Origin of the sequence: Rhizobium sp. NZLR11 (assembly GCF_019685115.1) — a bacterium.
Classification (GTDB): domain Bacteria; phylum Pseudomonadota; class Alphaproteobacteria; order Rhizobiales; family Rhizobiaceae; genus Rhizobium.
This window is the reverse complement of sequence record NZ_JABDWD010000001.1, coordinates 194,330-218,505: the sequence shown is the minus strand read 5'-3', so window position 1 is coordinate 218,505 and position 24,176 is coordinate 194,330. Positions and strand designations below refer to the sequence as shown.

Below are 24,176 nucleotides of genomic sequence, written 5' to 3'. Positions count from 1 at the left end.
GATATCCTCCTCAGCGAGCGCCGATCCGCGCGGCTTTCGTCTGGGCTTCAAGCGAAAGGCGGCAGACTTCGAAAACGTGATCCTGCGTCATCGCCGTCTGCGTGCGATTGCCGACATCGGCGGTGAAAGCATCGAAATAGTCGAGCTTTTCATCGCTGCAATCGATGTGGGTCATCTCCTTGCCGTTGACCAGGAACAGGTGATCCTTGCCCGGCCGGCCGGCAATATCGATATATTTGCGTAGTTCGATATAGCCTTCGGTGCCGAGGATGGTGAGGCGGCCGTCGCCCCAGGTCGGCAACGCCTCCGGGGTGAACCAGTCGACGCGAACATAACCCGCCGCTCGGTCGGAGCGCAGCAGCACCTCGCCGAAATCCTGGAAATCAGGCTTGTCGGGCATGCCGAAATTGCCGATCGAGCTTGCGATGACCTCGCCTGTGATCGAGCCGGTATAGAACAGGAACTGGTCGACCTGATGCGAGGCGATATCGACGATGATGCCGCCGAAGGCTTCGGGATCGAAGAACCAGTCCGGTCGGGTCGGGAGCTGCAGCCGGTGCGGGCCGACGCCGAGCGTCTGGATCACCTTGCCGATCGCGCCTTCGGCGACAAGCTTGCCGGCCTTGACAGCGGAGCGCACGCAATGACGCTCGGAAAAGCAGATCGAGAAGATCTTGCCGGTCTCGGCGACGGTCCGCCTGACCTCTTCCAGTTGGGCGAAGGTCGTCACGCCGGGCTTGTCGGTCATCACATCCTTGCCCGACCTCATCGCGCGGACGGCAAGCCCGGCGCGGTCACGTGGGATCGCGGCAATGCAGATGACATCGATCGACGGATCCTCGAACAGCTTTTCCCGGTCGATCTGCGGCACGTCGGGATAGGTCTTCTCGAAGGCCTCGCGCAATGCCGGCACCGAAGTCTGCGGGCAATAGCCGACGAACTCGCCGCCTGAGGCAAGCAATCCCTTCACGTGATCGAACGTGTGCCCATGGTCGATTCCGACGACGGCAAATCTCAACATCGCTGCAATATCCTCCTGGGATGTTCATCCGGCCCGCCGAGGCCAGCCTCCTCCATGTCGGGCAAAACAGATAACGAAAGCTGGCGTCTGTCAAGACAAGACAAGAGGCGAAAACGGCCATGTCATGAATTAAGTATATGAAGTATAATGATTATTTTGTATCTAAATAGTTATTTTGCGTGCTTTCGGCGATTGCAATCCGCCAGAAGGTCGCCGTTCGATCCGCTCACGTGAAAGTCTTTTTCCTAGCCGTATCTTGCTCGATCTCCATGAATGTGATCGATTTCGGCCGCCGCTGGGCTGGAGAGCGGCAACGACTCCGAAAAATTTTAAAGAGCGCTCCCCGCTCGCCTGTGATGGAAGATTGCCATGTCTCATCCCCTTTTCGATGCTGCCGCTTCGGCCGGTCTTTTTGTCGGCCGCGTCTGGAATCCCGAGGTTGGCGGGCCGAGCGTCGTGACACTTCGCGACGGAGTGCTGGTCGACATCACGTCGCGCGAAGCGCCGACGCTGAGCGCCCTGCTCGAGAGACAGGATGCCGCCGCCTTTGTCCGCGCTGCAGGCGGCAAGGCGGTCGGCTCCGTGGAGGAGATCGCCGCCAACAGCTCCGGAGCACCGGATGAAGCGCGTCCCTATCTGCTTGCGCCTGTTGACCTGCAGGCAGTCAAGGCCTGCGGCGTCACCTTCGCTCAGTCGATGATCGAGCGCGTCATCGAAGAAAAGGCCGCCGGCAATCCGGAACGCGCCGCCTCGATCCGTGAGCGCGTCAGCACGCTGATCGGCGGCAGCCTCACCAATCTGAAGGCTGGTTCACAGGAAGCCGCCAAGGTCAAGCAGGCCCTGATCGACGAGGGCATGTGGTCGCAATATCTCGAGGTCGGCATCGGTCCCGATGCCGAAGTCTTTACCAAGGCGCCCGTGCTGTCTTCCGTCGGTTGGGGCGCTGATGTCGGCCTGCATCCGATCTCGACCTGGAACAATCCCGAGCCGGAAATCGTGCTCGCCGTCAACAGCCGCGGCGAAATCAAGGGGGCGACGCTCGGCAACGACGTCAACCTGCGCGATGTCGAGGGGCGTTCGGCACTGCTGCTCGGCAAGGCCAAGGACAACAACGCCTCCTGCTCGATCGGTCCTTTCATCCGCCTATTCGATGCCGGCTACGGCCTCGATGATGTGCGCAAAGCCGAACTCGACCTGAAGGTGTCAGGCAAGGACGGTTTCGTGCTGCACGGCAAGAGTTCGATGTCGCAGATCAGCCGCGACCCGACCGATCTCGTCAAGCAGACGCTTGGCCCCCATCATCAATATCCGGATGGTTTCATGCTTTTCCTCGGCACACTGTTTGCGCCGACGCAGGACCGCGACGCGCAGAAGCAGGGCTTCACTCACAAGATCGGCGATGTCGTCGAGATCTCCTCGGCAGGGCTCGGCGCCCTCGTCAACACTGTGCGTCTCTCCACCGAATGCCCACCCTGGACCTTCGGCATTTCGGCGCTGATGCGCAATCTGGCGAAGCGCGGATTGCTATAAGTTATTGACCGCACAGCTTGTCGCGAAATGTATCGGCTTGGTGTCAGCCGCTCTGATCAACAGGTTTGCTATGACAGATAGCTCTTTACAATGCGGTATCCCGAAACGCTCAGATGAAGAAAAAGTGCGGTTTTGTGCCGCTAACAATGCCGACTTGTACCAGGCAATATTCCGTGCCCATGGATTGCCTGATCAGCGAACCAGTGCGTTTTGGTCAAGTGATGCAATCGCACCTCCATACTATTCCAACATGACGACACTCGACCGGGATGCGACACAGGAGCAGCTGATTGAAATCGATCGGCTGACAGATCGGCTAGGACGGCGACCTGGTATCAAAGACGGCTTTTCCAAGCTAGATCTCAACAACAACGGGTTCCGGTTGTTGTTTTCCGCATCATGGATTTGGGCTGAACCTCATAAAAGCTCATCGAGTGCGCCTCAAGGTTGGGTACGCGTTCGCGAGGCGGCAGCGCTGGATCGCTGGGAACGTTCCTGGAAAGAGTCTGGTAGCCCGACCGATGCCAACGTCTTCACACCTGCCCTGCTTTCCGATCCCGACATGCACATCTACGGTCGATTGGCCGGCGACGGCTTTGATGCGGGATGCATCGCAAATCGATCGCCGCAGGTTGTAGGCATCTCCAATATTTTTAGTTTGGCTGGTACGCCTCAGGCCTTCCAGGATGCAATTTCATTGGCTACTATCGCTTTTGCAGCCGATTTGCCCCTTGTCGGATATGATCGCGGTGAAGTGCTAGACGAAATGAAAAAGCTGGGTTTCAAGCCCGTCGGCCAATTGCGGATCTGGCTATCTGATGAGGGCGCATAAACGCTTTCCCCCTTTGTTCTCCATTAGTCTAGCGTTTGGCGGGAAAACAACGCTACGCCCTCTTACTGGTTCCGCCGCCTGCCCTGCAGCAGGTCGAGGACGGAGTTTGCCGCTTCGAGGACGTTGGTGCCCGGACCGAACACGGCCGCAACGCCGTGTTCGTGCAGGAATTCATAATCCTGCCGCGGGATGACGCCGCCGCAAACGACGATGATATCGTGACCGCCCTGCGCTCTCAGTCTGTCGATCAACTGCGGCAGCAACGTTCTGTGACCGGCCGCCAACGACGAGACGCCGACGACATTGACCTTTTCGCCGAGCGCCATCTCGACGGCCTCGTCAGGCGTTTGGAACAGCGGGCCGGCGAGCACGTCGAAACCGATATCGCCGAAGGCTGAAGCGATCACCTTGGCGCCCCGGTCGTGCCCGTCCTGGCCGAGCTTGGCGACCATGATCTTCGGCCGGTGCCCCATCGCTTCCGTCACCTCCGTCATGCGGGCCTTCAGCACGGCGAGTTCCGGCTCGTCGCTATAGGCCTCGCCATAGACGCCGGTGATGACCTCCGGCGTGGCGGCATGATCGCCGAAGGCCTCGCGCATGGCATCCGATATCTCACCGACCGTAGCGCGGGCTCGCGCCGCTTCGATCGCGGCTTCGAGCAGGTTGCCGTTGCCGCTGCGTGCAGTGTTCATCAGCCTCGCCAGCGTCTCGCGCACGGCGTTGCTATCACGCCGCCGCTTCGTTTCCTCGATGCGTTTGATTTGGGCTGTGCGCACCGCACTGTTATCGATCTCCAGAATGTCGATCGGCTGTTCGTTGTCGAGCCTGTAGCGGTTGACGCCGACGATGACCTCCTCGCCCTTGTCGACGGCCGCCTGGCGCCGCGCGGCTGCTTCCTCGATCAGCCGTTTCGGCAGACCCTCGTTGACGGCCTTCGTCATGCCGCCGAGCGCCTCCACCTCCTCGATCAGCGCCCAGGCTTTTTCCGCGAGCTCCTTCGTCAGGCTCTCGACGTAATAAGAGCCAGCCAGCGGATCGACCACCCTAGTGACGCCGGTTTCATGCTGCAGGATCAGCTGAGTGTTGCGGGCGATGCGGGCCGAAAATTCGGTCGGCAGCGCGATCGCTTCGTCGAAGGAATTGGTATGCAACGACTGCGTGCCGCCGAGCACGGCCGACATCGCCTCGAAGGCGGTGCGAATGATGTTGTTATAGGGATCCTGTTCCTGCAGCGAGACGCCGGAGGTCTGGCAATGGGTGCGCAACATCAGCGAGGAAGCCTTCTTTGGCTGGAACTCCTCCATGATCCGGGTCCAAAGCAGGCGGGCGGCACGAAGCTTGGCCGCCTCCATGAAGAAGTTCATGCCGATGGCGAAGAAGAAGGAGAGCCTTCCGGCGAAATCGTCGACACTCAGCCCCTTGGCGATCGCCGCCCTGACATATTCCCGACCATCGGCAAGCGTGAAGGCGAGTTCCTGGACGAGCGTCGCGCCAGCCTCCTGCATGTGATAGCCGGAGATCGAGATCGAGTTGAATTTCGGCATCTCCCTTGCCGTATATTCGATGATGTCGGCAACGATCCGCATCGACGGTTCCGGCGGGTAGATATAGGTGTTGCGGACCATGAACTCCTTGAGGATGTCGTTCTGAATGGTGCCCGACAGATCGGCCTTCGAAACGCCCTGCTCCTCGCTGGCGACAATGTAGGAGGCGAGGATCGGGATGACGGCGCCGTTCATGGTCATCGAGACGGACATGTCGGCAAGCGGAATGCCGTCGAACAGGATCTTCATGTCCTCGACACTGTCGATCGCGACGCCCGCCTTGCCGACATCGCCTTCGACGCGCGGATGGTCGCTGTCATAACCGCGGTGGGTGGCGAGATCGAAGGCGACGGAGAGGCCCTTCTGACCGGCGGCCAGATTCTTCCGGTAAAAAGCGTTCGATGCCTCTGCCGTCGAGAAGCCGGCATATTGGCGGATCGTCCAGGGCCGGCCGGCATACATCGTCGCGCGCGGGCCGCGGGTGAAGGGCGAAAAGCCGGGAAGCGAGCCAAGGTGCTCGGCGCCCTCGAGATCCTCGGCCGTATAGAGCGGCTTGACGGCGATACCCTCAGGCGTCTGCCAGGTCAGGGTTTCTGGCGAGGCGCGCGATTCCTTCTGCGCAAGCTCCGTCCAATCCGACAGCGTCTTCTTAGTCATGCGTTTTCTCCGGCTTTTTCATCCGCACCCTACCATTCCACAGGATCGCCGTGCGATACAAATCCTTGATTGTTATTCCCTCGTCAGGACTCGTCTCATGAAGACAATGCAGATCTATGCCTTCGACATGAATTGCGTCGGGCATATCAACCATGGCCTGTGGGCACATCCGCGGGACCGGTCGGTGGACTATACCGATCTCGATTACTGGACGGAGTTCGCCAGGACCGCCGAACGCGGCAAGCTGGACGGCATCTTCCTCGCCGATATCGTCGGCGTTTATGACGTCTACAAGGGCAGTCCGGCGCCGGTGATCGAGACGGCGGCGCAGGTCCCCGTCAATGACCCGTTGATCCCGATTTCAGCGATGGCCTATGTCACCAAACATCTGGGTTTCGGCGTAACGGTCAACACCACCTACGAGCCGCCTTTTTTGCTGGCGCGGCGCATGTCGACGCTCGATCACCTGACCAAGGGGCGGATCGGCTGGAATATCGTCACCGGATATCTCGACAGCGCTGCCCGCAGCATGGGTTTCGACAAGCTCCCGGAACATGATGCGCGCTACGCCGCCGCCGAGGAATATCTCGAGATCGTCTACAAGCTCTGGGAGGGCAGCTGGGATGACGATGCGGTTCTGCGCGACAAGGCGGGCGGCATCTATGCCGATCCCTCCAAAGTGCGAGCTGTCAGTCACAACGGCAAATATTACCGGATGGAGGGCATCCATCTCTGCGAGCCGTCTCCGCAGCGCACGCCCCTGCTCTTCCAGGCCGGCGCTTCGGCCCGCGGGCAGGATTTTGCCGCACGACACGCCGAATGTGTCTTCATCGCCAGTCCGATTCCCAGGGCTGCGAGATCGACCGTTGATGCGCTGCGGGCGAAGGCAGCGGCGTTCGGCCGCGGCGCCGACGCGTTGAAGATCCTGAACCTGATCAGCGTCGTCGTTGGGCGGACTGAGAAGGAAGCACACGACAAGCTTGAGGATTATCGCCGGCATTCGAGCGTCGAGGCCTCGCTTGCGCATTACTCTGCCTCTATCGGCATCGACTTGTCGAAATATGGATTGGATGAGGTCATCGATCAGAGGTCGACGAACGCCAATCAATCGGCACTTGCTTCAATCACCAAACAGGCGGCAAAGCCGGTGACACCACGTGACATCATCGACCAGATGGTCCTCGGTAGCCGGATGAAGCCGATGGTTGGCTCGCCGCAGCAGGTCGCCGATCACCTCGAGACATGGATCGAGGAAGGCGGCATCGACGGCTTCAACCTGGCACGGACAGTGGCGCCGGAGAGCCTGCGCGATTTCGTTGATCTGGTGGTGCCGGTGCTGCAGGAGCGCGGCGTCTTCAAGGCCGATTATACCGAAGGGCCATTGCGGCAGAAGCTCTTCGGCGGCGGGAACGGCAGGTTGCCCGCCGCTCATCCCGCTGCCGGATACCGGCGCTGATCTATCGATGATCCAGCTTGGCGACCAGCCGGTCGCCGAGCCACTGGATGCCGCAGACGAGGACGATGAGTACTACCACCACCGCGATCATCACATTGGTTTCGAAACGTTGATAGCCATAGCGGATGGCGAGATCGCCGAGGCCGCCGGCGCCGATCGCGCCGGCCATCGCCGAGGCGCCGATCAGCGTTACCAGCGTGACGGTGAAACCGGCGACGATGCCCGGCAGCGCTTCGGGCACCAGCACCTCTCGAATGATCGTCCAGCGATCGCCGCCCATGGCGCGCACGGCATCGATCAGCCCACGGTCGACCTCGCGCAGCGACACTTCGGCGATACGGGCGTAATAGGGCGTCGCGGCGATGGCGAGCGGCACGATGGCTGCCCATGTGCCGAGTGCGGTGCCGACGATCAGCCGCGTCAGCGGGATCAACGCCACCAGCAGGATGATGAAGGGCACCGAGCGGAAGCCGTTGATGATGCCGCCGAGCACGCGATTGATCCAGAGGTTTTCGGCGATGCCGCCGCGTGCCGTTGCCACCAGCGCAAGGCCGAGCGGCAGGCCGGCGGCGAGTGATATCACGCCCGAGGCGACAGTCATCAGGATCGTCTCCCATAGGGCGCGAACAAGCAGTTCAAGCATGATCGGTGTCATAACCAAGCACCTCTACCCGGGCGGACCGGGCCGTCAGGAATTGTTCGACCTTTCCGGCAAGCGCAGGGTCGCGCATGGGAATGGCGATGAAGAACCGCGCCACCGGCTGGTTCTGAATATGATCGATGCCGCCATGCACGAGCCGGAAGGAATGCGGCAGCGCCGCCGAGAGTTCGGCAAACAGCGCACCCTGCGCTTCAGGTCCGGCGAGATCGACGCTGAGGATTGCGTCGCTGCCTGTTGTTGCCGACAGCCGGCTGGCGATGTGATCCGGAAGCTGCGGACGGATGCCGCCGAGCAGGCTTGCGGTGATATCAGCGTTAGGGTTGGCAAAGACCGACCATACCTGCCCTTCCTCGACGATCCGCCCGGCATCGATGACCGCCACGCGATCGGCAATGCCGCGCACCACTTCCATCTCATGGGTGATCAGCAGAATGGTCAGTTCAAGCTTACGGTTGATGTCCTTCAGCAGCGCCAGGATCGACCGGGTCGTTTCCGGATCGAGCGCCGACGTCGCCTCGTCGGACAGCAGCAGTGCTGGGCGTGCCGCAAGCGCTCGGGCAATACCGACGCGTTGTTTCTGACCGCCGGACAGCGATGAGGGATAGGCTTTCGCCTTGTCGGCAAGACCGACCAAATCGAGCAACTCGTGCGCCCGTTTTAAACGCTCGTTCTTTGCAATGCCCTCGATTTTCAGCGGCAGCGCGACGTTTTCTTCGACGGTCTTGGCGGCAAGCAGGTTGAAGTGCTGGAAGATCATGCCGATGCGGCGGCGCAGCGGCTGCAGTTCCTGTTCTGCAAGTCCGGTGATGTCACGGCCTTCGATCAGGATCTCGCCGCTATCGGCGCGCTCCAGGCCGTTCAGGCAGCGGATCAGCGTCGATTTGCCGGCACCGCTACGGCCGATGATACCGAGGATCTCGCCTTTTCTGACCGTCAGTGAAATACCGTCAAGGGCGGCCGTGGTTCCGAAACGCCGCTTGACGTCGTTAAGCCTCACCACTTCTACGGGCGCCGATTGCTGCTGTGCTTCGATCACCGTGGTGGAAACAAAGGAATTCATGTGCTTTTCCTTGCAAACACGGAAGGCGGCCCGGGCAAGAAACCCCGGACCGCCTCTCGGCAGGCCTTAACCCCGGCCTAATTTCGGATCAATAGGCGCTGAGACCCGTTCCTTTGTAGACCTTGTCGAACTCGGCCTTGACGGTATCGTTCTGATAGGAAGAGACAAGCGTCTTGGCCCACTCTGCGTCCTTATTCTCGTCTTTGACGGCAATGAAGTTGCGGTAGGGATTGTCGGCGATCGGCTCCTGGGCAATGCGCTCGGCCGGCGAAAGACCGCTCTTCAGCGCCCAGTCGGTGTTGACGACCCCGGCGTCCAGATCATCGATCGAACGGCCAACGATGCCGGCGTCGAGTTCCTTGATCTCGATCTTCTTCGGGTTGTCGCTGACATCGGCGACCGTTGCCAGAATGCCTGTGCCGTCGTTGAGTTTAATCAGCCCTTCGCTCTGGAGAACGCGTAGCGCCCGGCCTTCGTTCGAGGGATCGTTCGGCACGCCGATGACCGCGCCTTCGGGGATCTCGCCGACGGATTTGTACTTCTTGGTGTAGAGGCCGATCGGCCAGACCCCGGTATATCCGACGCGAACGATATGATAACCGTGTTGTTTGATCTGGTTGTCGAGATAGGGCTGGTGCTGGAAGGCGTTGGCGTCAAGTTCGCCACGCTCCAGCGCTTCATTCGGCTGCGTATAGTCGTTGAAGGTGATGGTCTCGATCTTGAGGCCATTCTTGGCAGCCTCGCTCGTGACCACGCGCCAGATGTCTTCCTCTTCGCCGGCCATGATGCCGACCTTGATCGACTTATCCTCGGCAAAGGAGGGAGCGGGCACTGCAAAGGCAAAGAGCGCGGCGGCGGAAACGGCGGCAAGAGTTGCGCGGCGCGAAAGGTGGAGGCCGTGATTTTTATTCTTGGTCATTTTATATCCCGTCTGACTGGATGAGGCCAAGCGCCCCAAGCTGGCCGATCATGGCAAATGCGCCTATCGGGCGCGAAGCACGAATGTCTGATGTGGAGGAAGGGTCGGAAAAACTCTTGCCCTGCCATCGATATCGGCAGGATAAATTTCCATCAAATTTGTGAACTATGACGGCTTCCGAATGGGTCCTAAAAACGAAAACGGCGCCTCAGCGGGCGCCGTTTTAAAGTTCCGACACTCTTCATTCGGCAGCGATAAGAGCGTGACCCCGGCTGGGAAAGAAGGCCGCGAGCTCACCGACAACCTCGGTGATGCGGTTGGAAAGCGGTTCGGATGCGACACGGTAATCGGTGAAGTCGCGGTCGGACGCGTAGACGGCCGTCGGCAGCGTATGCGACATGAAGAAGCCAAAGAGCGGGCGCAACTGATGCTCGACCATCAGCGCATGGCGCTCGCCGCCGCCGGTCGCGGTGATGATGATTGGTTTGGCGCGCAACTCATGCGGGTCGATCAGGTCGATCAGATGCTTGAAGAGGCCGGGATAGCTGCCCTTGTAGGTCGGCGCTCCGATGACCAGCAGATCGGCATTGACGATGTCATCTATGACTTCCTTTGCGCGACTGTCGAGATCGTCACGACGCAGCGCCTGGCCAAGCGAGGGGCCGACATCGGTGAGGTCGTAGAGGGTGGTGTCGAAGCCGTATGTAGCACCGGCGAGGCCGGCAATGTTTTCGACAAGCGCGAAGGTCTTCGAGGGGCGGTTGAAACTACCCGCAAGGCCAACCAGTTTGTAAGCAGACATGCCGTTTCCTTCCAATATCATGCCGAGACCGGCGGTATCATCGGACGAATATTATCTATAAAAATAGTGGATTAAAGGAATGGTGATCCCTCCTGCCCTATGGGAAGAGAAAAATACGTTCATCCCGTGAGTGATCATAGTGTCTGAAATCGCCTGATGCTTCGGGCTCGATACCGTCCGGGGCGATATCGCCTCAGGCAGGTTTCTGCTTGGGAATGCGCGGCAGGAAGACCGTCAGGAGGCCGAGCAGCGGCAGATAGGAGCAGACGCGGTAGACGAAGTCGATGCCGTGAGTATCGGCGAAACTGCCGAGCAGTGCTGCGCCAAGCCCCCCTGCCCCGAATGCAAAGCCGAAAAAGACGCCGGCAATCAGACCGACGCGCCCAGGCACCAGTTCCTGGGCGAAGACCACGATCGCCGAGAAGGCCGAAGCGAAGATCAGGCCGATGACGACGCTGAGGATGCCGGTCCAGAAAAGGTTCGCATAGGGCAGGAGAAGCGCGAAAGGAATGACGCCGAGGATTGAGAACCAGATGACGAAACGGGCGCCGAAGCGATCGCCGATCGGTCCACCGAGGAACGTGCCGACGGCGACCGAGCCGAGGAATAGAAAGAGCATCAGCTGTGCCTGCTGTATGCTCAGCGCAAACTTGTCGATGACATAAAAGGTGAAATAGCTCGACACGCTCGCCATGTAGACATTCTTTGTTGCCGTCAGCAGGACGAGAATCAGCAGCGCCCAGACAACCCTGTTCTGCGGCAGCGGCAGGGTCCGGCTTGCGGGCGGCTTGCTGGCGTTCTGGCGCCTGTGGCTGATGTACCAGTTGCCGACCCAGCTCAGCACGACCATGCCGACCATGGCGATGGCGGCGAACCAGGAGACGCTGTGCTGGCCGAGCGGCAGCACTATAAAGGCAGCGAGCAGCGGGCCGAGCGCCTGGCCGGCATTACCACCGACCTGGAAGAACGACTGCGCAAAACCGTGGCGACCGCCGGAGGCAAGACGGGCGACGCGCGAGGATTCCGGATGGAAGACCGCCGAACCGAAGCCGATCAAGCTGGCGGCGACGAGCAGCAATGCGAAGCTGCCGGCGTTGCCAAGCAGGATGAGGCCGCAGAAGGTGCTCGCCATGCCGACCGGCAGGGAATAGGGCATCGGCCAGCGGTCGGTGACGATGCCGACCAGTGGCTGCAGCAGTGAAGCGGTGACCTGGAAGGTCATCGTCAGGAGGCCGATTTGAACAAAATCGAGATCGTAGTTCGCCTTGAACAGCGGGTAGAGCGAGGCGAGCAGCGACTGCATGATGTCATTCAGCATATGGCAAAAGCTGACCGCCACCAGGATGGACATCGTTGTTTTTTGGAAACGGGGCGCGGTCTCGGCAACAGTTGCCATGGACATTCCTCCTGAACGGTCCGGTTGGTTGCCGTGCCGCGTCGCTTTTGTTCGATGGATGTCGGGCGATCGGGGCTGGGACAGATGATCAAGCGACGGTCGATGAAGTGCATTTAGCGTAAGCCAGGGGGTAATCACAGTCCCGTTTCATCAGGATCGGTACGGCTTTTGTTCGATTTGCCCTTTTGCCGCCTAAGGCTGCGTCGCTTCACCTCTGACTTGAGGGGCTTTCATACCACAATCGACCGCCATCGCGGCGTATATAGCCTACGATGTAAAAACAACCATGGAAAACTGGGGCGCGAGATACTACAGCTGCGGTGATGGAAAATGCGATTGAGGCTGAAAACACACGATGAATGTCAAGACACCGAATGCGATAGACGGCTATGTCGGAGCGCGCATAAGAATGCGCCGGCAGTTGCTCGGAATGAGCCAGGAACGGCTTGCCGACCAAATCGGCGTGACCTTCCAGCAGGTTCAGAAATACGAGAAGGGCATCAACCGCATCGGCGCGAGCCGTCTGCAGCGCATAGCCGAGGTGCTTCATACGTCGCCGAGCTTCTTCTTTGAACAGGAAAATTCCGAGCCGTTGACGTTGCAAGGGTTGGAACTGCCCGCAAACACCGATCCCGTCGTCGAATTCCTCAGAACGAAAGAGGGATTGGTGCTCAATCGCGCTTTTCTGAAGATTGCCGACCGGAAAATCCGTGAATCAGTCATTGCACTGGTGAAGGCAATGGCGCAGACGGAAAGCCGCAGTGTAACATTGGGCGCCTCCGCAGCGGATATCACCCTTCCGCTTGGAGAATAGTCAGGCATATTCGCATGAAACTCCGGCTCGAGTCATTTGGTGAGTTGCGGTTGATCGACCCGGCCGGGAAACCAGCGGCTTTTCCGGAAAAGGGCCTGTTGGCGATTTGTTATTTGCTGGACCGTGATCTGCGCGAAGGGGCTGGGAGCGAATTTCCGCGCTCGGCGCTGGCGCGGTTCTTGTGGGACAGCCATGACAATTCTGACATCATGGCCAACCTGCGCAAGACCATATCGCGTGTCCAGGCGCGTCAGACCCAGCTCGGTACCGAACTTCTGATCTTCACGGCGACCGGTGTGCGGGTCAGGCCGGACGCATTTGCCGGTGATCTCTCCGAACTCGTCAACCCCGACAGCGACGACGCCCTTGGCAAGCTGCGGCGACTGGTTACCATCCTTCGCCAGGATTTCCTGGCGGGGCTCACCGACCAAAGCGTCGGTACGCGGCAATGGATCGCCGGCCAGCGCGACAGGCATATGTCAATCTTGGTGGATGCGCTGAAGACGGCGCTGCCGGCGGCCCGGTCGCGAGAGGATGTGAGCCTGATCAAGGAGGCGGCGCTTAGGATTTTTCGCGAGGCCCCGGATGACGAGAACATTCGTCGTATCCTTCTCGATGCCTACGAGTCCGAAGGACAGTTGGAGAAAGCGCGCCGGCTTTTCGAGACCAGCAAACATCAGCTGGAAAGCAAATTCGAAATCGGCCTTGATGTCCAGGCGCTGGCAGAGGTCCGCAAAATCTTTGCAGGTGGTCAACCTGCGCAGAGCGTTGCGATGCCGCTCAGCGACGGCGACGTTCGAGTTCCTGGTCCCCTGCCCCGTCTGGTGCTGCTGCCGCCGGGCGAGACCGATGTGGGTGCCTTGCCGATGCTCTCCGAAGCGCTGATCGAGGACGTGACCATCGGCCTTTGCGCGCTGAACACGGTTTCGGTGGTGGCGCCCCACACGGCCGCTCGGATTGCACGCAATGCCGACAGAACTGAGCTGATCCTGCGTCATTCGATTACTTATGTTCTCGACACGAGGCTGACCGATCGTGCGGGCAATCGTGCGCTCTTTGTCCAGCTGATCCATGCCGGCAGCGATGAAGTCATCTGGGCCGAACGTTTCAGCCTCGAGAAGTACGAATTGATAAGTCACCGGCGCGACATCGCCCGGCAGATCGCTCGAGAGCTTGCCGGGCAGGTCCGCCGGCATGAAACCATGCGCGATTCCTTCGAGGGCAACTCGGCTGCCTATCACAGCTACCTTCTCGGTCTCCGGGATATCAAGCGGCTCGCCCTCCCCGATGTTCGCCGCTCCCGAAAGGCTTTCCGCGAGGCGCTTCAACACAGCGCACATTTCGCCCCTGCGCTCAGCGGATTGTCGCGCACCTTTCTCGTCGAATGGTTGCTGACGGCACGCGGCGACAGCGAGTTGCTCGGACTTGCGGAGGACTATGCGAACCGGGCAATCGTCGCTGATCCGTCGCTTGCAGCGGGCTTTCGTGAGCTCGGCGTTGCCAAACTTTATCTCGGGGATCTTGACGAAAGCGTCGTGGCGTTGAAGCTCGCGGAAGAGCTGAGCCCGCACTATGCCGACGGCATTGCAAGTTATGCCGATACGCTCGTCCACGCGTCGCGCCCTGCCGATGCATTGGCCAAGATCGAGCGGGCCATCTCCCTCAACCCGCTGACCCCGACCGACTATCTATGGACGGCGGCGGGCGCGAACTTCGCCCTCGGCCACTATGCCGAGGCGCTGGAGCAAATCTCGGCAATGGACGACCGCACCCCGGCGGACCGGCTTTCGGCTGCCTGCTGGGCGATGCTCGGCGATATGAAAAACGCGCGTATCTATATGCGCAAAGTGCGGGAGATCTATCCGGATTTCGATGTCGACAAATGGCTTTCCGTCGTTCCTTTCAAAGAGCAATGGCAGAAGGAACAGTATCGCGTGGCCCTACGCAAGGCCGGCTTCTGAGGCCTGACGCCGGAAAGCGGTGCCGAAAAATCCTGTCACGCCCGTGTCACGCGCCTCTTTCGTTCAAGGGGATTAAGCTGCCTTTGCTTTGTCGGCAGGCGCTGGCAAGGCAAGCCGGAGAATTCTCAAATGCATGATGCAACCGAAGCAATGATGGCGCCGAAAAGTGACGACGAACTCAAGGAGCTGGTATCGCTCGCCAGGCTCGTTGCCTATGCCCGAGAGAACGCCAGAGACCTGAATGCCGAATTTTCCGCCTATTGCCTGGACCTTGCGCTCGGCGCCCTCATGCAGGATCTCGACAGAAGCGGCGTGTCCCTTTCCCACGAAAGCGGCCAGGATGGCGGCGGCCTGCTCGGTACGCGGCACTAAATGGCCTTCCCCTGCCACATGCCTCGCCGTTGACGGCTTGCTTCGGGGAGCCGCACGTATCGATATTTCGATTCTCAGTTTTTCTGATCGGCTATGATGCCGATGTGGCCATTATTCTTGCGATTCGGTCTGCAACGACGCGATTTGCTGCACCGGCAGCGCCACCGGCCGCATGTCCAAGCCTCTGAAAAAGATTGGACAACCCAGCGGTAGGGTCTTGTTAACCCTATTTGCCTTGCCACTCTGCTAGAATCGGGACTAAATGCGCTTTCTAGGCTCGCAGGGCTTTTAAATCGCATTTCCGAGATTTCCATGAATATGGCACCGCAGATAGAAAAAGCAATTTCCGATGTCGACCAGCTGATTATTGGTCAGGCGCAGGAGCTATCCGACAAGCTAAAGCAGCATCGGCTCGAAATGTTTCCGCCGCGCGCGCTGAAGGGGTTACGCGAGTTTCAGCTTGCTGAAACGGCGCGCTTCCTCGGCGTCACCAGCGGCTACCTTCGCAATCTGTCGCTGGAGGGCAAGGGCCCTCTTCCGCAGGTCACGCCGTCCGGCCGTCGCTCTTATACGGCGGCGCAGATGGAAGAGATGCGCAGCTTCCTCGAACACAATGCGCGTGCCGGAACCCATTACCTAAGTCATCGTCGAGGCAACGAACATCTGCAGGTCGTAGCGGTCGTCAACTTCAAGGGCGGCAGTGGAAAGACGACGAGTGCCGCGCATCTTGCCCAGCATCTTGCCCTGACTGGTCATCGGGTGCTTGCCGTCGACCTCGATCCGCAGGCGTCTCTCTCCGCCATTCATGGTTTTCAGCCTGAGTTCGATGTTAACGAAAACGAGACGCTCTACGCCGCCATTCGCTATGACGATCAGCGGCGACCGCTGAAGGAGATCATCCGGCCGACGAATTTTCCGAACCTTCATCTGGTGCCGGGCAATCTCGAATTGATGGAATTCGAGCATGATACGCCGCGGGTGCTTGCACAGGGCAAGGCCGGCGACTATGGACGCGTCTTCTTTGCACGGCTTGACGAGGCGCTGTCCTCGGTCGCCGACGATTACGATGTCGTCATCATCGACTGCCCTCCGCAGCTCGGCTTTTTGACGATGAGCGCGATTTGCGGCGCAACAGCGGTTCTGATCACCGTCCATCCTCAGATGCTCGACGTCATGTCGATGTGCCAGTTTCTGCAGATGCTCGGCGAGGTGCTGAACACGCTGAAGGGCGCTGGGGGCAACATGAATCTCGATTGGCTGCGTTATCTTGTTACCCGCTATGACCCGCAGGACGGGCCGCAGACGCAGATGGTCGCCTTCATGCGTTCGATGTTCAAGAACCATGTGTTGACCAATCCGATGTTGCGCAGTGTCGCGATCTCCGATGCGGCGATGACCAACCAGACGCTTTATGAGGTGGAGCGGAGCCAGTTTACCCGCGCGACCTACGACCGCGCCATGGAGGCGATGGATGCCGTCAATAATGAGATCGTCGATCTCGTTCACAAGGCCTGGGGGCGGAAATGACCGAGAAGTTTACTGCGGTAAACCGGGGCGGGGAGCTGGCTGATGGCGCGTAAAAACTTACTCTCGGGCCTGATGGACGATTCCAAGAAGTTTACTGCGGTAAACAATGAAGATGAGCCGCCCCACAGGGACGAGAAACAGCATATCGCCTATAAGGGGATCGGCGCTCTTGGTGCGGTGACGCGCAGCATCGATGCGCTAGCTGCCAAGGCGGATGCGGCCAAAGCCATCGAGGAGAAGCTGGCGACCGGCGAGACGGTGATTGATCTCGACCCTGCCCTGATCGAAGATTCGTTCGTCATGGACCGGCTGGCGCATACCGACGAACAGTTTCGCGAATTGGTCGAGGCTATCCGCCAGCGGGGTCAGGATTCACCGATCCTCGTTCGCCCGCATCCGGAAAAGGACGGCCGGTATCAGATCGCCTTCGGCCACCGTCGCGCCCGGGCCGCCAAAGAGCTGGGTAGACCTGTCCGCGCCGTCGTCAAAAAGCTTGACGATCGCGATCATGTCATCGCGCAGGGCCAGGAGAATTCGGCGCGCGCCGATCTTTCGTTCATCGAGAGGACGATGTTCGCCGACAAGCTCGACACGTTGGGTTTCGATAGGGATACAATCATGTCGGCGCTCAGCGCCGAAAAAACGACGGTTTCTAAGATGCTGTCTGTCACCAAACGGATCCCAGCCGAAGTCTTGACCGCAATCGGTGCGGCAAAGACCATCGGCCGTGACCGCTGGCACGATCTGTCGGTAAAATTCGAGACCGATAACATCTCTGCTCGGGCGATAGAGTTCAGCACGTCGGCAGAATTCGAGACGGCGGAGCCGGATGCCCGCTTCGATATGCTGGTTGCCTTCATCAGCAGAAGGCAACAGCCGATATCATCCATAGCGGCGCTTCAGCCTGCAGCTCGCGCTTGGCAGCGCAAGGACGGCGCGGTCAAGGCGAAGATCAAGGATGACGGGAAGCAGTTCACCATCGCGCTGAAGGCGGAGAAGGCGTCAGCCTTTGGAGCCTATATCGCCAGCAATCTGGATCGTCTTTACGAGGCGTTCGAGAAGACACAGGATTTGACGAAAAACGGAGATCAATAAGCAAAAGAAAAGGCCCCCGAACGTTGCCGCCGCGGAAGCCCTCTCTGATCTAGACACCCAGAGAATCACATTTCCGCGAATCATAGTCAAGAGTCTTTGGCACCGAATTTGGTGAGCTGTGATCTTTTGCCTTGAAGAAGGCGAAGAAAATGGAAAGCGGAAGTGTGACGACGCCCTTCGGGCGGCGGTCGATGACGCTTGGCATGTTAGCAAGCCAGGCGGCTGCTCGAAAAATCGAGCCCGGCCAATCAATTGATAAGTGGAAACTCTATCGCGCGCTGTGCGAGGCCAGGCCGTTGCTCGGCATCACCGACCGGGCGCTCGCCATTCTGAACGCCTTGCTGAGCTTTTATCCCAAGGGAGAGCTCTCCGAAGACAACGGGCTCGTCGTGTTTCCTTCCAATGCACAGCTCTCGCTGCGCGCGCATGGAATGGCGGAACAGACGATCCGTCGGCATCTGGCGACCTTGATCGAGGCCGGGCTGTTGATCCGCAAGGATAGCCCAAACGGTAAGCGTTACGCCCGCAAGGAGCAGGGTGGAGAACTGCGCGAAGCATTCGGCTTTTCGCTGGCGCCGCTGCTCGTGCGTGCTGAGGAGATCGAGCGGCTGGCGGCGGAGGTGGTGGCGGAGCGATTGCACCTGCAGCGGCTGAGAGAACGTCTGACGCTTTGCCGGCGCGACGTCGCCAAGCTGATCGAGATGGCCTTGGAGGAGGGTGCTGCTGGCGATTGGAGCGCTATTCATCTGCATTTTCGCAATGTCGTCGAGCAACTGCCACGGTCGCCGTCCGCCGAACAAATCGCCACTACGCTCGACGAAATGGAGATGCTGCGCGAAGAGATCGTCAATCAGTTGGAAATGCAGGTTAAAACCCATAATCAAAGCGGCAATGCCCAACAGACTGAGCGGCACATACAGAATTCAAATCCACAATCCATTACTGAACTTGAACCAGCTTTCGAAACGAAGCAGGGCGAGACGGCGGATGACCGATCGAAAGGTCGGGTCGGGCCGACAGAACAAATACAGAAGGTTGAGCGGAAAAGCGAACCTGTCTCGGGCGCAAACGCCGCCGCCTCGGCCAACGCTGCGCTCAAATCCTTCCCGCTGGGACTGGTGCTGCAGGCCTGTCCGGAAATCACAGCATACGGACCCCAGGGCGCGATTGGCACGTGGCGCGATCTGATGGCCGCGGCCGTGGTCGTCCGGTCGATGCTCGGCGTCAGTCCGTCGGCCTATGAGCAGGCCTGCGAGATCATGGGAGCTGAAAACGCTGCCACCGTCATGGCCTGCGTCCTCGAAAGGGCAGGGCATATCACCTCCGCCGGCGGTTATCTGCGCGATCTGACACGCCGCGCCGAAAAGGGGGAATTTGCCATCGGACCGATGTTGATGGCGCTCGCCCGTATCAATTCGCCGGTGAGAGGTAAAGCGGGATGAAATTCGCTCTTCCTCTGTGTGGTGACTATTATGGTTAATGAAATGTGACGGAAATGAAGGGCGAGATAGCTTCTTATTGGACGCTTCTAGGTTTGTGATCAAAGAGTTACAGGATGCTCGGTTCTTCGGAACCAGGGAAATGAATGAGTCCGATGATCAACCACGCCGGTCCACAGAGGGTACGATTTCGCGCAGTTGACGCGAAATGCTTTTTGACGATACGGCAATCGATAGCGCAAATGGCGGGAACCGCCGGTGGTAGGGAAGAGAGCTGGGGAACATGGGTTTGAAGAGGGCGGTGGATTTTTTCCTGGCTTTGATTGCTTCGATCATCCTGCTCGTTCCGATCCTTATCATCGCTCTTGGTGTTCGCCTCACCTCGCCGGGACCAATCCTCTATTGGTCAAAACGTGTCGGCCGCTTCAATCAGATCTTCCTGATGCCGAAGTTCCGCAGCATGCGCGTCGACACACCAACGGTTGCCACGCATCTGCTCGAAAATCCGGATCGGTTTTTGACACCCATCGGCTCTTTTTTGCGCAAATCCAGCCTCGACGAACTGCCGCAACTCTGGTGCATTCTCAAGGGTGAAATGAGTTTCGTCGGACCCAGGCCGGCGCTCTACAATCAGGATGATCTGATCGAATTGCGGACGGCGCACGGCGTCGACAAGTTACTGCCCGGATTGACGGGTTGGGCACAGATCAACGGCCGCGACGAGTTGCCGATTCCAGAGAAGGTGAAATTCGACGTCGAATATCTCGAGCGACGTTCATTCGGCTTCGATATGCGCGTCCTGTTTATGACCGCAGGGAAGGTTATCCGCCGAAAGGGAATACGGCATTAAACCACCTACTTCTGATAGATGAACGGTGCGGAAGACTGTGCTTTCCGATTATTTCAGTTGCGCTCGTTGCAGAAAATGACAAGAAGGTGCTTGTCCGATTGATCCACGAGACGCTGGTTAGCAATGCCTGACAATACGCCCACTGAGACGTCGCGCTCGGCATGGTTCCTAACGCCGATGCAAGCGCTCGTCACTCCTCTGCTGGCGATGCCGCGGGTTGCCAAACGCGCTCTGGCTTTGCTGGTGGATTCCAGCTTTTGCGTTCTGACGATCTGGCTGGCCTATTGCTTCCGCCTGAACGAGTGGACGGTTTTGACCGGCGTACAGTGGCTGCCGGTCTTAGTTTCCTTGTGCATGGCACTGCCGATCTTCATCGTCATGGGCATGTATCGGGCGATCTTCCGCTATGCGAATTTGGCCGCTTTCATCGCCGTGCTGAAGGCCATTGCGATCTACGGCCTCGCCTTCATGACGATATTTACGGCGCTCAGCGTGCCTGGCGTTCCGAGAACCGTCGGTATTCTTCAGCCTTTCCTGCTGCTAATCGCGATCGGCCTGTCGAGGCTGGGTATTCGTTATTGGCTTGGGGACGCCTACCAGCGTATCCTCAACAAGAATACGGTCGCGAAGGTGCTGATTTACGGAGCGGGGAATGCCGGGCGGCAATTGGCCGCCGCCTTAAGCAACAATGCCGAGCTCAATGTCGTCGGCTATCTCGATGACGATCCGCGCCTCAAGGGCGGCATCATGGGCGGATTGCCGATCTACGATCCTTCGGATCTTCCGATGCTCGCCGAAGCTCTTGGCGTGCACAATGTGCTTCTTGCTCTTCCCTCCGCGTCACGGCAGCGTCGCAACGAAATCCTGGAGCATATTCGCAAAGCCAGGGTAAATGTCCGCACGTTGCCGGATCTCACGGCGCTGGCTCAAGGACGTGTCGCCGTCTCGGATATCCGTGAGCTGGAGATCGAAGATCTTCTGGGGAGGGAAGCGGTCGCACCGCGCCAAGAGTTGCTCGACAAGGCAATGCGCAACAAGGTGGTGATGGTCACCGGCGCTGGTGGCTCGATCGGCGGCGAGTTATGCCGTCAGATTCTCCGCAACGGACCGTCCAGCCTGATCCTCATCGATCAGAACGAATTCGCGCTATATAATATTCATGCCGAATTGCAGAAGCTGGCCGAGCTCTTCGAACATAAAAATCTGCAGATCGTTCCAATCCTCTGTTCCGTCCGCGATCAGGATCGCATGGAGCATATCATCCAGAGCTGGCGACCTCAGACGCTCTATCATGCCGCGGCTTACAAGCATGTGCCCCTTGTCGAACATAATGCCGTGGAAGGCATCAAGAATAACGTCCTGGGTACGCTGGCCACGGCACGCGCAGCGCGTAAATGCGGCGTGGCTAATTTCGTGCTGATCAGTACGGACAAGGCCGTGCGCCCGACAAATGTAATGGGCGCCAGCAAGAGGCTGGCGGAGATGGTTCTGCAGGCGCTTTCAGCAGAATCGATGGCCGACAGAATGCGAACAAATTTTTGCATGGTCCGCTTCGGAAACGTCCTTGGCTCCTCTGGATCCGTCGTGCCGCTTTTCAGGCAGCAGATCAAGGAAGGCGGACCTGTTACGCTGACACATCCTGATATAACCCGCTATTTCATGACCATCTCGGAAGCCTCGCAGCTCGTCATCCAGGCAGGCGCCATGGGTGAGGGTGGCGATGTTTTCCTCCTCGATATGGGCGAGCCCGTTCGCATTGCCGATCTCGCCCGCAAGATGGTGGAGTTGTCCGGGTTGACCGTTCGCGACGAGATCAATCCCGAAGGGGATATCGAGCTTTCCGTTACCGGCCTCAGGCCCGGCGAGAAGCTCTATGAAGAACTTCTGATAGGGGATAATCCGGAAAGAACCCAGCATCCCCGGATTATGAAGGCGCGTGAGGATTTCCTGTCCTGGCCGGAGCTTTTGAAAAAGCTCAACTCGCTCAATGCGGCATTGGATCGGAATGATATGATCGCTGCCCGAGCGACATTGGCTGAGCTTGTTTCCGGCTATTCGTCAACGGGCGAGGTCTCGGATCTCGCTTTCACCGGCGCCGAAACCAATACGGCCGCCTTAGCCGTCAATCATCCTGCTCTAAATTAAATAGAGCGGGATCTCGTCGGAAAACCGGTCACACTTTTCGGCATCATACTCTAGGTGCCAGACGTCAGTTGCGAACGACGGGCGCAAAGCCTGTGCTGCCGCGATCCACGCAAATAAGAGCGACCAGATAGGCGAAGATCGGATCCAAGGCCTTCTGATTGAACATGATGCCAAAGCTGCCTGTTATGACGTAGCTGCTGACGAGCAGCAGAGCGAGCGCAATGGCCAGATCCCGGCCCGGCCCAGCTTCCTTTCTCCACGCGCCAATCACGGGCGTCGCGAGCATCAGCGAAAGCGCTGCGATGCCGAAAATACCGGCGTCGATTCCCGCCGTGAGAAAACCGTTGTGAACATGCGAATAGGTCAGCTGCGGCCTTAAGCTGTCGGGCAGCTCCGCCAACACCGAAGCCATCCGATTTTGCGGGCCATAGCCGGTCAGCGGGTCCTTACTGATTGCTGATACTGCCCCTTTATAAAGAGCGAACCGTGCACTGAGCGACGTGACCTCGCCGTCGCTGCGGTCGAGCGATGCCATATTCTCCTGCAGCGCCTCGATGCGATGGAGGATTTGGCCACTGCCCAAAGCGATAAGTCCCGCAAACAGCACAGAGCCGGTGATGGCGAGACTGCGCAAGCTCAGATGGAAACTGTGTTTGCGGAAATACCAGAGAAAAATGACGATATGAACGGGAATGACGAGCCAGGCCGAGCGCGTTCCCGAAAGCAGTACGCAGCCTAGACCGGCGGCATACCCCAAGATCGCAATTCTTTGCTCCACGCTTTTCGGGGATTGAACGTTAAGAAGCGCTATGCCGCCGAAAAGAACGCCTATGATGCCCAGCAGTGCAGCATTCGATGTCCCAGCCTCCGCCCTCTCCATCAGAAACATGATCTGCAGCAGACTGAAGAGAAAGGTAACGATCATGCCGATACCTGCGCTGAGAATAAACAGCGGCACGAGGCGGCCATCGGGAGACTGGCGCATTCGCGGCAATAACAGCCAGACCGAAAAGAAAGGCAGCAGCCGGAATATCCAGTCCAGTTCTTCGGAGTAAGGTGGATTGATGAATATGCTCGCGATCATCACCAGCGGGTAGATCGACATGCCAATGGCAACCAGCCGGTCGGATTTCGACAGGTTCAAGGCCAGGCTGCCCGTCGCCAGACAGCAGAGGCCCCACACCATTGATGCGAGAAGGATGAACAAGTTAAAGTTCGGCGAAAGTCCGGGAAGGATTGCAAAGAAAAAGACCGCAATGCGGTTGTTCCGATCACGTGCGCTTCCCGCCCCATTTTCTGGATAGAGCACTGCTATCTTCAGTTGTCTGAGGTATTTCACTTGCCGATCCTGACCATACTGATGCCGTTTCGCTAAGGATCGTGATCACGCCTGTCAAGCGGGGCGATTAGATGCAATCTAAGGCTTTAAGCCTCGTGGTATTCCAGCAACAGCATCTGTGGACGACCGTGGGCGTACGAAATGACGGGATGCGACATAAGGTCGGCTTCAGCAGTAGACACGTGAGGTGCAGGTTCGGTTCGAAGTTTGATCGTCGACCGGTATTTTTCGCAAATGGGATCGCCGAGGGCGACGTCACGCCCGGGCGGGCTGCGAAGCATTAACGCAGATGACGCGACAGGTCGCTTCGAAACGACCCAGCTGACGGGACTTCGCCGCCGATCGTGCAAGGGTGCCGAAAGTCAGCGGTCTTCGGGCGACATCCTATTCTAGCATCATGTCCGACGGGCAAAAGATGTGGCTGGTGGGCGACCGGGCGCTCCGGATCTTCCATCCCGCGAGCCGCTTCATTGAACGTCTCCGCTATCGCCAATATCGACGTGTCATACTTTCGGTCGATGATCGACCGAAGAGGTAGCCGAGGCCGAAGGCCAGAATGCCGGTGCCGAGCAATAATGCGCTTGCGGTGTGCGGGTGATCCCTAACGCCGGAGGCGACGGCGTAGACCTCTCGTGTCACCCCATTGGCCGCCGACCTCGCAACTTTGGTCAATCCCTCCGGTTGCTCGGCGGGTATTCCGGTGAATCCGGCGTTCAAGTTTTGTTTGTCGGCCATGTCGGCACCTTCCTAAGATTG

The 24,176-nt window shown here is 58.9% G+C and carries 20 protein-coding genes; 11 read left to right on the top strand and 9 right to left on the bottom strand.

Annotated elements, in window-relative coordinates; translation table 11 throughout:
- Positions 1-10: 10 nt before the first annotated feature.
- Positions 11-1,021 (bottom strand): Gfo/Idh/MocA family protein, encoded by a 1,011-nt coding sequence (locus HJB83_RS01030; protein WP_207585858.1) that lies wholly within the window; start codon positions 1,019-1,021, stop codon positions 11-13.
- Between the two features lie 369 nt (positions 1,022-1,390).
- On the opposite strand from HJB83_RS01030, the gene HJB83_RS01025 reads away from it, so the two are divergent.
- Together HJB83_RS01025 and HJB83_RS01020 are read left to right on the top strand one after the other, a co-directional pair.
- On the top strand, positions 1,391-2,551 hold the full coding sequence (locus HJB83_RS01025; protein ID WP_221131169.1) for a fumarylacetoacetate hydrolase family protein: 1,161 nt from the start codon (positions 1,391-1,393) through the stop codon (positions 2,549-2,551).
- Positions 2,552-2,555: 4 nt separating this feature from the next.
- On the top strand, positions 2,556-3,383 hold the full coding sequence (locus HJB83_RS01020; protein ID WP_259671242.1) for a hypothetical protein: 828 nt from the start codon (positions 2,556-2,558) through the stop codon (positions 3,381-3,383).
- A 62-nt stretch (positions 3,384-3,445) separates the two neighbouring features.
- On the opposite strand, the gene scpA is transcribed toward HJB83_RS01020, so the two are convergent.
- A complete protein-coding gene (scpA, locus tag HJB83_RS01015) occupies positions 3,446-5,584 on the bottom strand; it encodes a methylmalonyl-CoA mutase (protein WP_221131168.1) in 2,139 nt (712 codons plus the stop codon).
- A 97-nt stretch (positions 5,585-5,681) separates the two neighbouring features.
- Here scpA and HJB83_RS01010 point away from each other — a divergent pair, with 97 nt between their 5' ends.
- Positions 5,682-7,040, top strand: coding sequence for an LLM class flavin-dependent oxidoreductase (locus HJB83_RS01010; RefSeq protein ID WP_221159349.1), 1,359 nt, complete (start codon positions 5,682-5,684; stop codon positions 7,038-7,040).
- A 1-nt stretch (position 7,041) separates the two neighbouring features.
- Here HJB83_RS01010 and HJB83_RS01005 read toward each other — a convergent pair whose 3' ends face one another.
- The 5 genes from HJB83_RS01005 to HJB83_RS00985 form a co-directional block, all read right to left on the bottom strand.
- Positions 7,042-7,695: a methionine ABC transporter permease gene (locus HJB83_RS01005; RefSeq protein WP_221131166.1), complete on the bottom strand. Its 654-nt coding sequence runs from the start codon at positions 7,693-7,695 to the stop codon at positions 7,042-7,044.
- The gene (locus tag HJB83_RS01000; protein ID WP_221131165.1) at positions 7,676-8,761 is read right to left on the bottom strand and encodes a methionine ABC transporter ATP-binding protein; all 1,086 of its coding nucleotides are present in this window, start codon (positions 8,759-8,761) and stop codon (positions 7,676-7,678) included. The genes HJB83_RS01005 and HJB83_RS01000 overlap by 20 nt, the downstream gene beginning before the upstream one ends.
- An 88-nt stretch (positions 8,762-8,849) precedes the next feature.
- Positions 8,850-9,680: a MetQ/NlpA family lipoprotein gene (locus HJB83_RS00995; RefSeq protein ID WP_221131164.1), complete on the bottom strand. Its 831-nt coding sequence runs from the start codon at positions 9,678-9,680 to the stop codon at positions 8,850-8,852.
- Between the two features lie 241 nt (positions 9,681-9,921).
- Entirely contained in the window at positions 9,922-10,482 is a 561-nt protein-coding gene (gene msuE, locus HJB83_RS00990) for an FMN reductase (protein ID WP_221131163.1), read from the bottom strand.
- A 193-nt stretch (positions 10,483-10,675) separates the two neighbouring features.
- Complete coding sequence (locus HJB83_RS00985; protein ID WP_221131162.1) at positions 10,676-11,878, bottom strand: MFS transporter; 1,203 nt, start codon at positions 11,876-11,878, stop codon at positions 10,676-10,678.
- A gap of 355 nt (positions 11,879-12,233) precedes the next feature.
- Between HJB83_RS00985 and HJB83_RS00980 the strand changes: the two genes are divergently transcribed.
- The 8 genes from HJB83_RS00980 (at position 12,234) to HJB83_RS00945 (ending at position 22,081) form a co-directional block, all read left to right on the top strand.
- Positions 12,234-12,692 (top strand): helix-turn-helix transcriptional regulator, encoded by a 459-nt coding sequence (locus tag HJB83_RS00980; RefSeq protein WP_221131161.1) that lies wholly within the window; start codon positions 12,234-12,236, stop codon positions 12,690-12,692.
- A gap of 14 nt (positions 12,693-12,706) precedes the next feature.
- Positions 12,707-14,653, top strand: coding sequence for an SARP family transcriptional regulator (locus tag HJB83_RS00975; RefSeq protein ID WP_221131160.1), 1,947 nt, complete (start codon positions 12,707-12,709; stop codon positions 14,651-14,653).
- 129 nt (positions 14,654-14,782) lie between these two features.
- Positions 14,783-15,025, top strand: a complete 243-nt coding sequence (locus tag HJB83_RS00970) for a hypothetical protein (protein WP_207585846.1) — start codon at positions 14,783-14,785, stop codon at positions 15,023-15,025.
- Positions 15,026-15,337: 312 nt separating this feature from the next.
- A complete protein-coding gene (repA, locus tag HJB83_RS00965) occupies positions 15,338-16,552 on the top strand; it encodes a plasmid partitioning protein RepA (RefSeq protein WP_221131159.1) in 1,215 nt (404 codons plus the stop codon).
- Between the two features lie 42 nt (positions 16,553-16,594).
- On the top strand, positions 16,595-17,647 hold the full coding sequence (repB, locus tag HJB83_RS00960; RefSeq protein WP_221116222.1) for a plasmid partitioning protein RepB: 1,053 nt from the start codon (positions 16,595-16,597) through the stop codon (positions 17,645-17,647).
- A 149-nt stretch (positions 17,648-17,796) separates the two neighbouring features.
- A complete protein-coding gene (repC, locus tag HJB83_RS00955; RefSeq protein ID WP_221131158.1) occupies positions 17,797-19,089 on the top strand; it encodes a plasmid replication protein RepC in 1,293 nt (430 codons plus the stop codon).
- 280 nt (positions 19,090-19,369) lie between these two features.
- Entirely contained in the window at positions 19,370-19,936 is a 567-nt protein-coding gene (locus tag HJB83_RS00950) for a sugar transferase (RefSeq protein WP_207585842.1), read from the top strand.
- Between the two features lie 123 nt (positions 19,937-20,059).
- Entirely contained in the window at positions 20,060-22,081 is a 2,022-nt protein-coding gene (locus HJB83_RS00945) for a nucleoside-diphosphate sugar epimerase/dehydratase (RefSeq protein ID WP_207585841.1), read from the top strand.
- Between the two features lie 64 nt (positions 22,082-22,145).
- Here HJB83_RS00945 and HJB83_RS00940 read toward each other — a convergent pair whose 3' ends face one another.
- Together HJB83_RS00940 and HJB83_RS00935 are read right to left on the bottom strand one after the other, a co-directional pair.
- Positions 22,146-23,420 (bottom strand): O-antigen ligase, encoded by a 1,275-nt coding sequence (locus tag HJB83_RS00940; protein ID WP_207585840.1) that lies wholly within the window; start codon positions 23,418-23,420, stop codon positions 22,146-22,148.
- 483 nt (positions 23,421-23,903) lie between these two features.
- Entirely contained in the window at positions 23,904-24,155 is a 252-nt protein-coding gene (locus tag HJB83_RS00935; RefSeq protein WP_207585839.1) for a hypothetical protein, read from the bottom strand.
- Positions 24,156-24,176 lie beyond the last annotated feature (21 nt).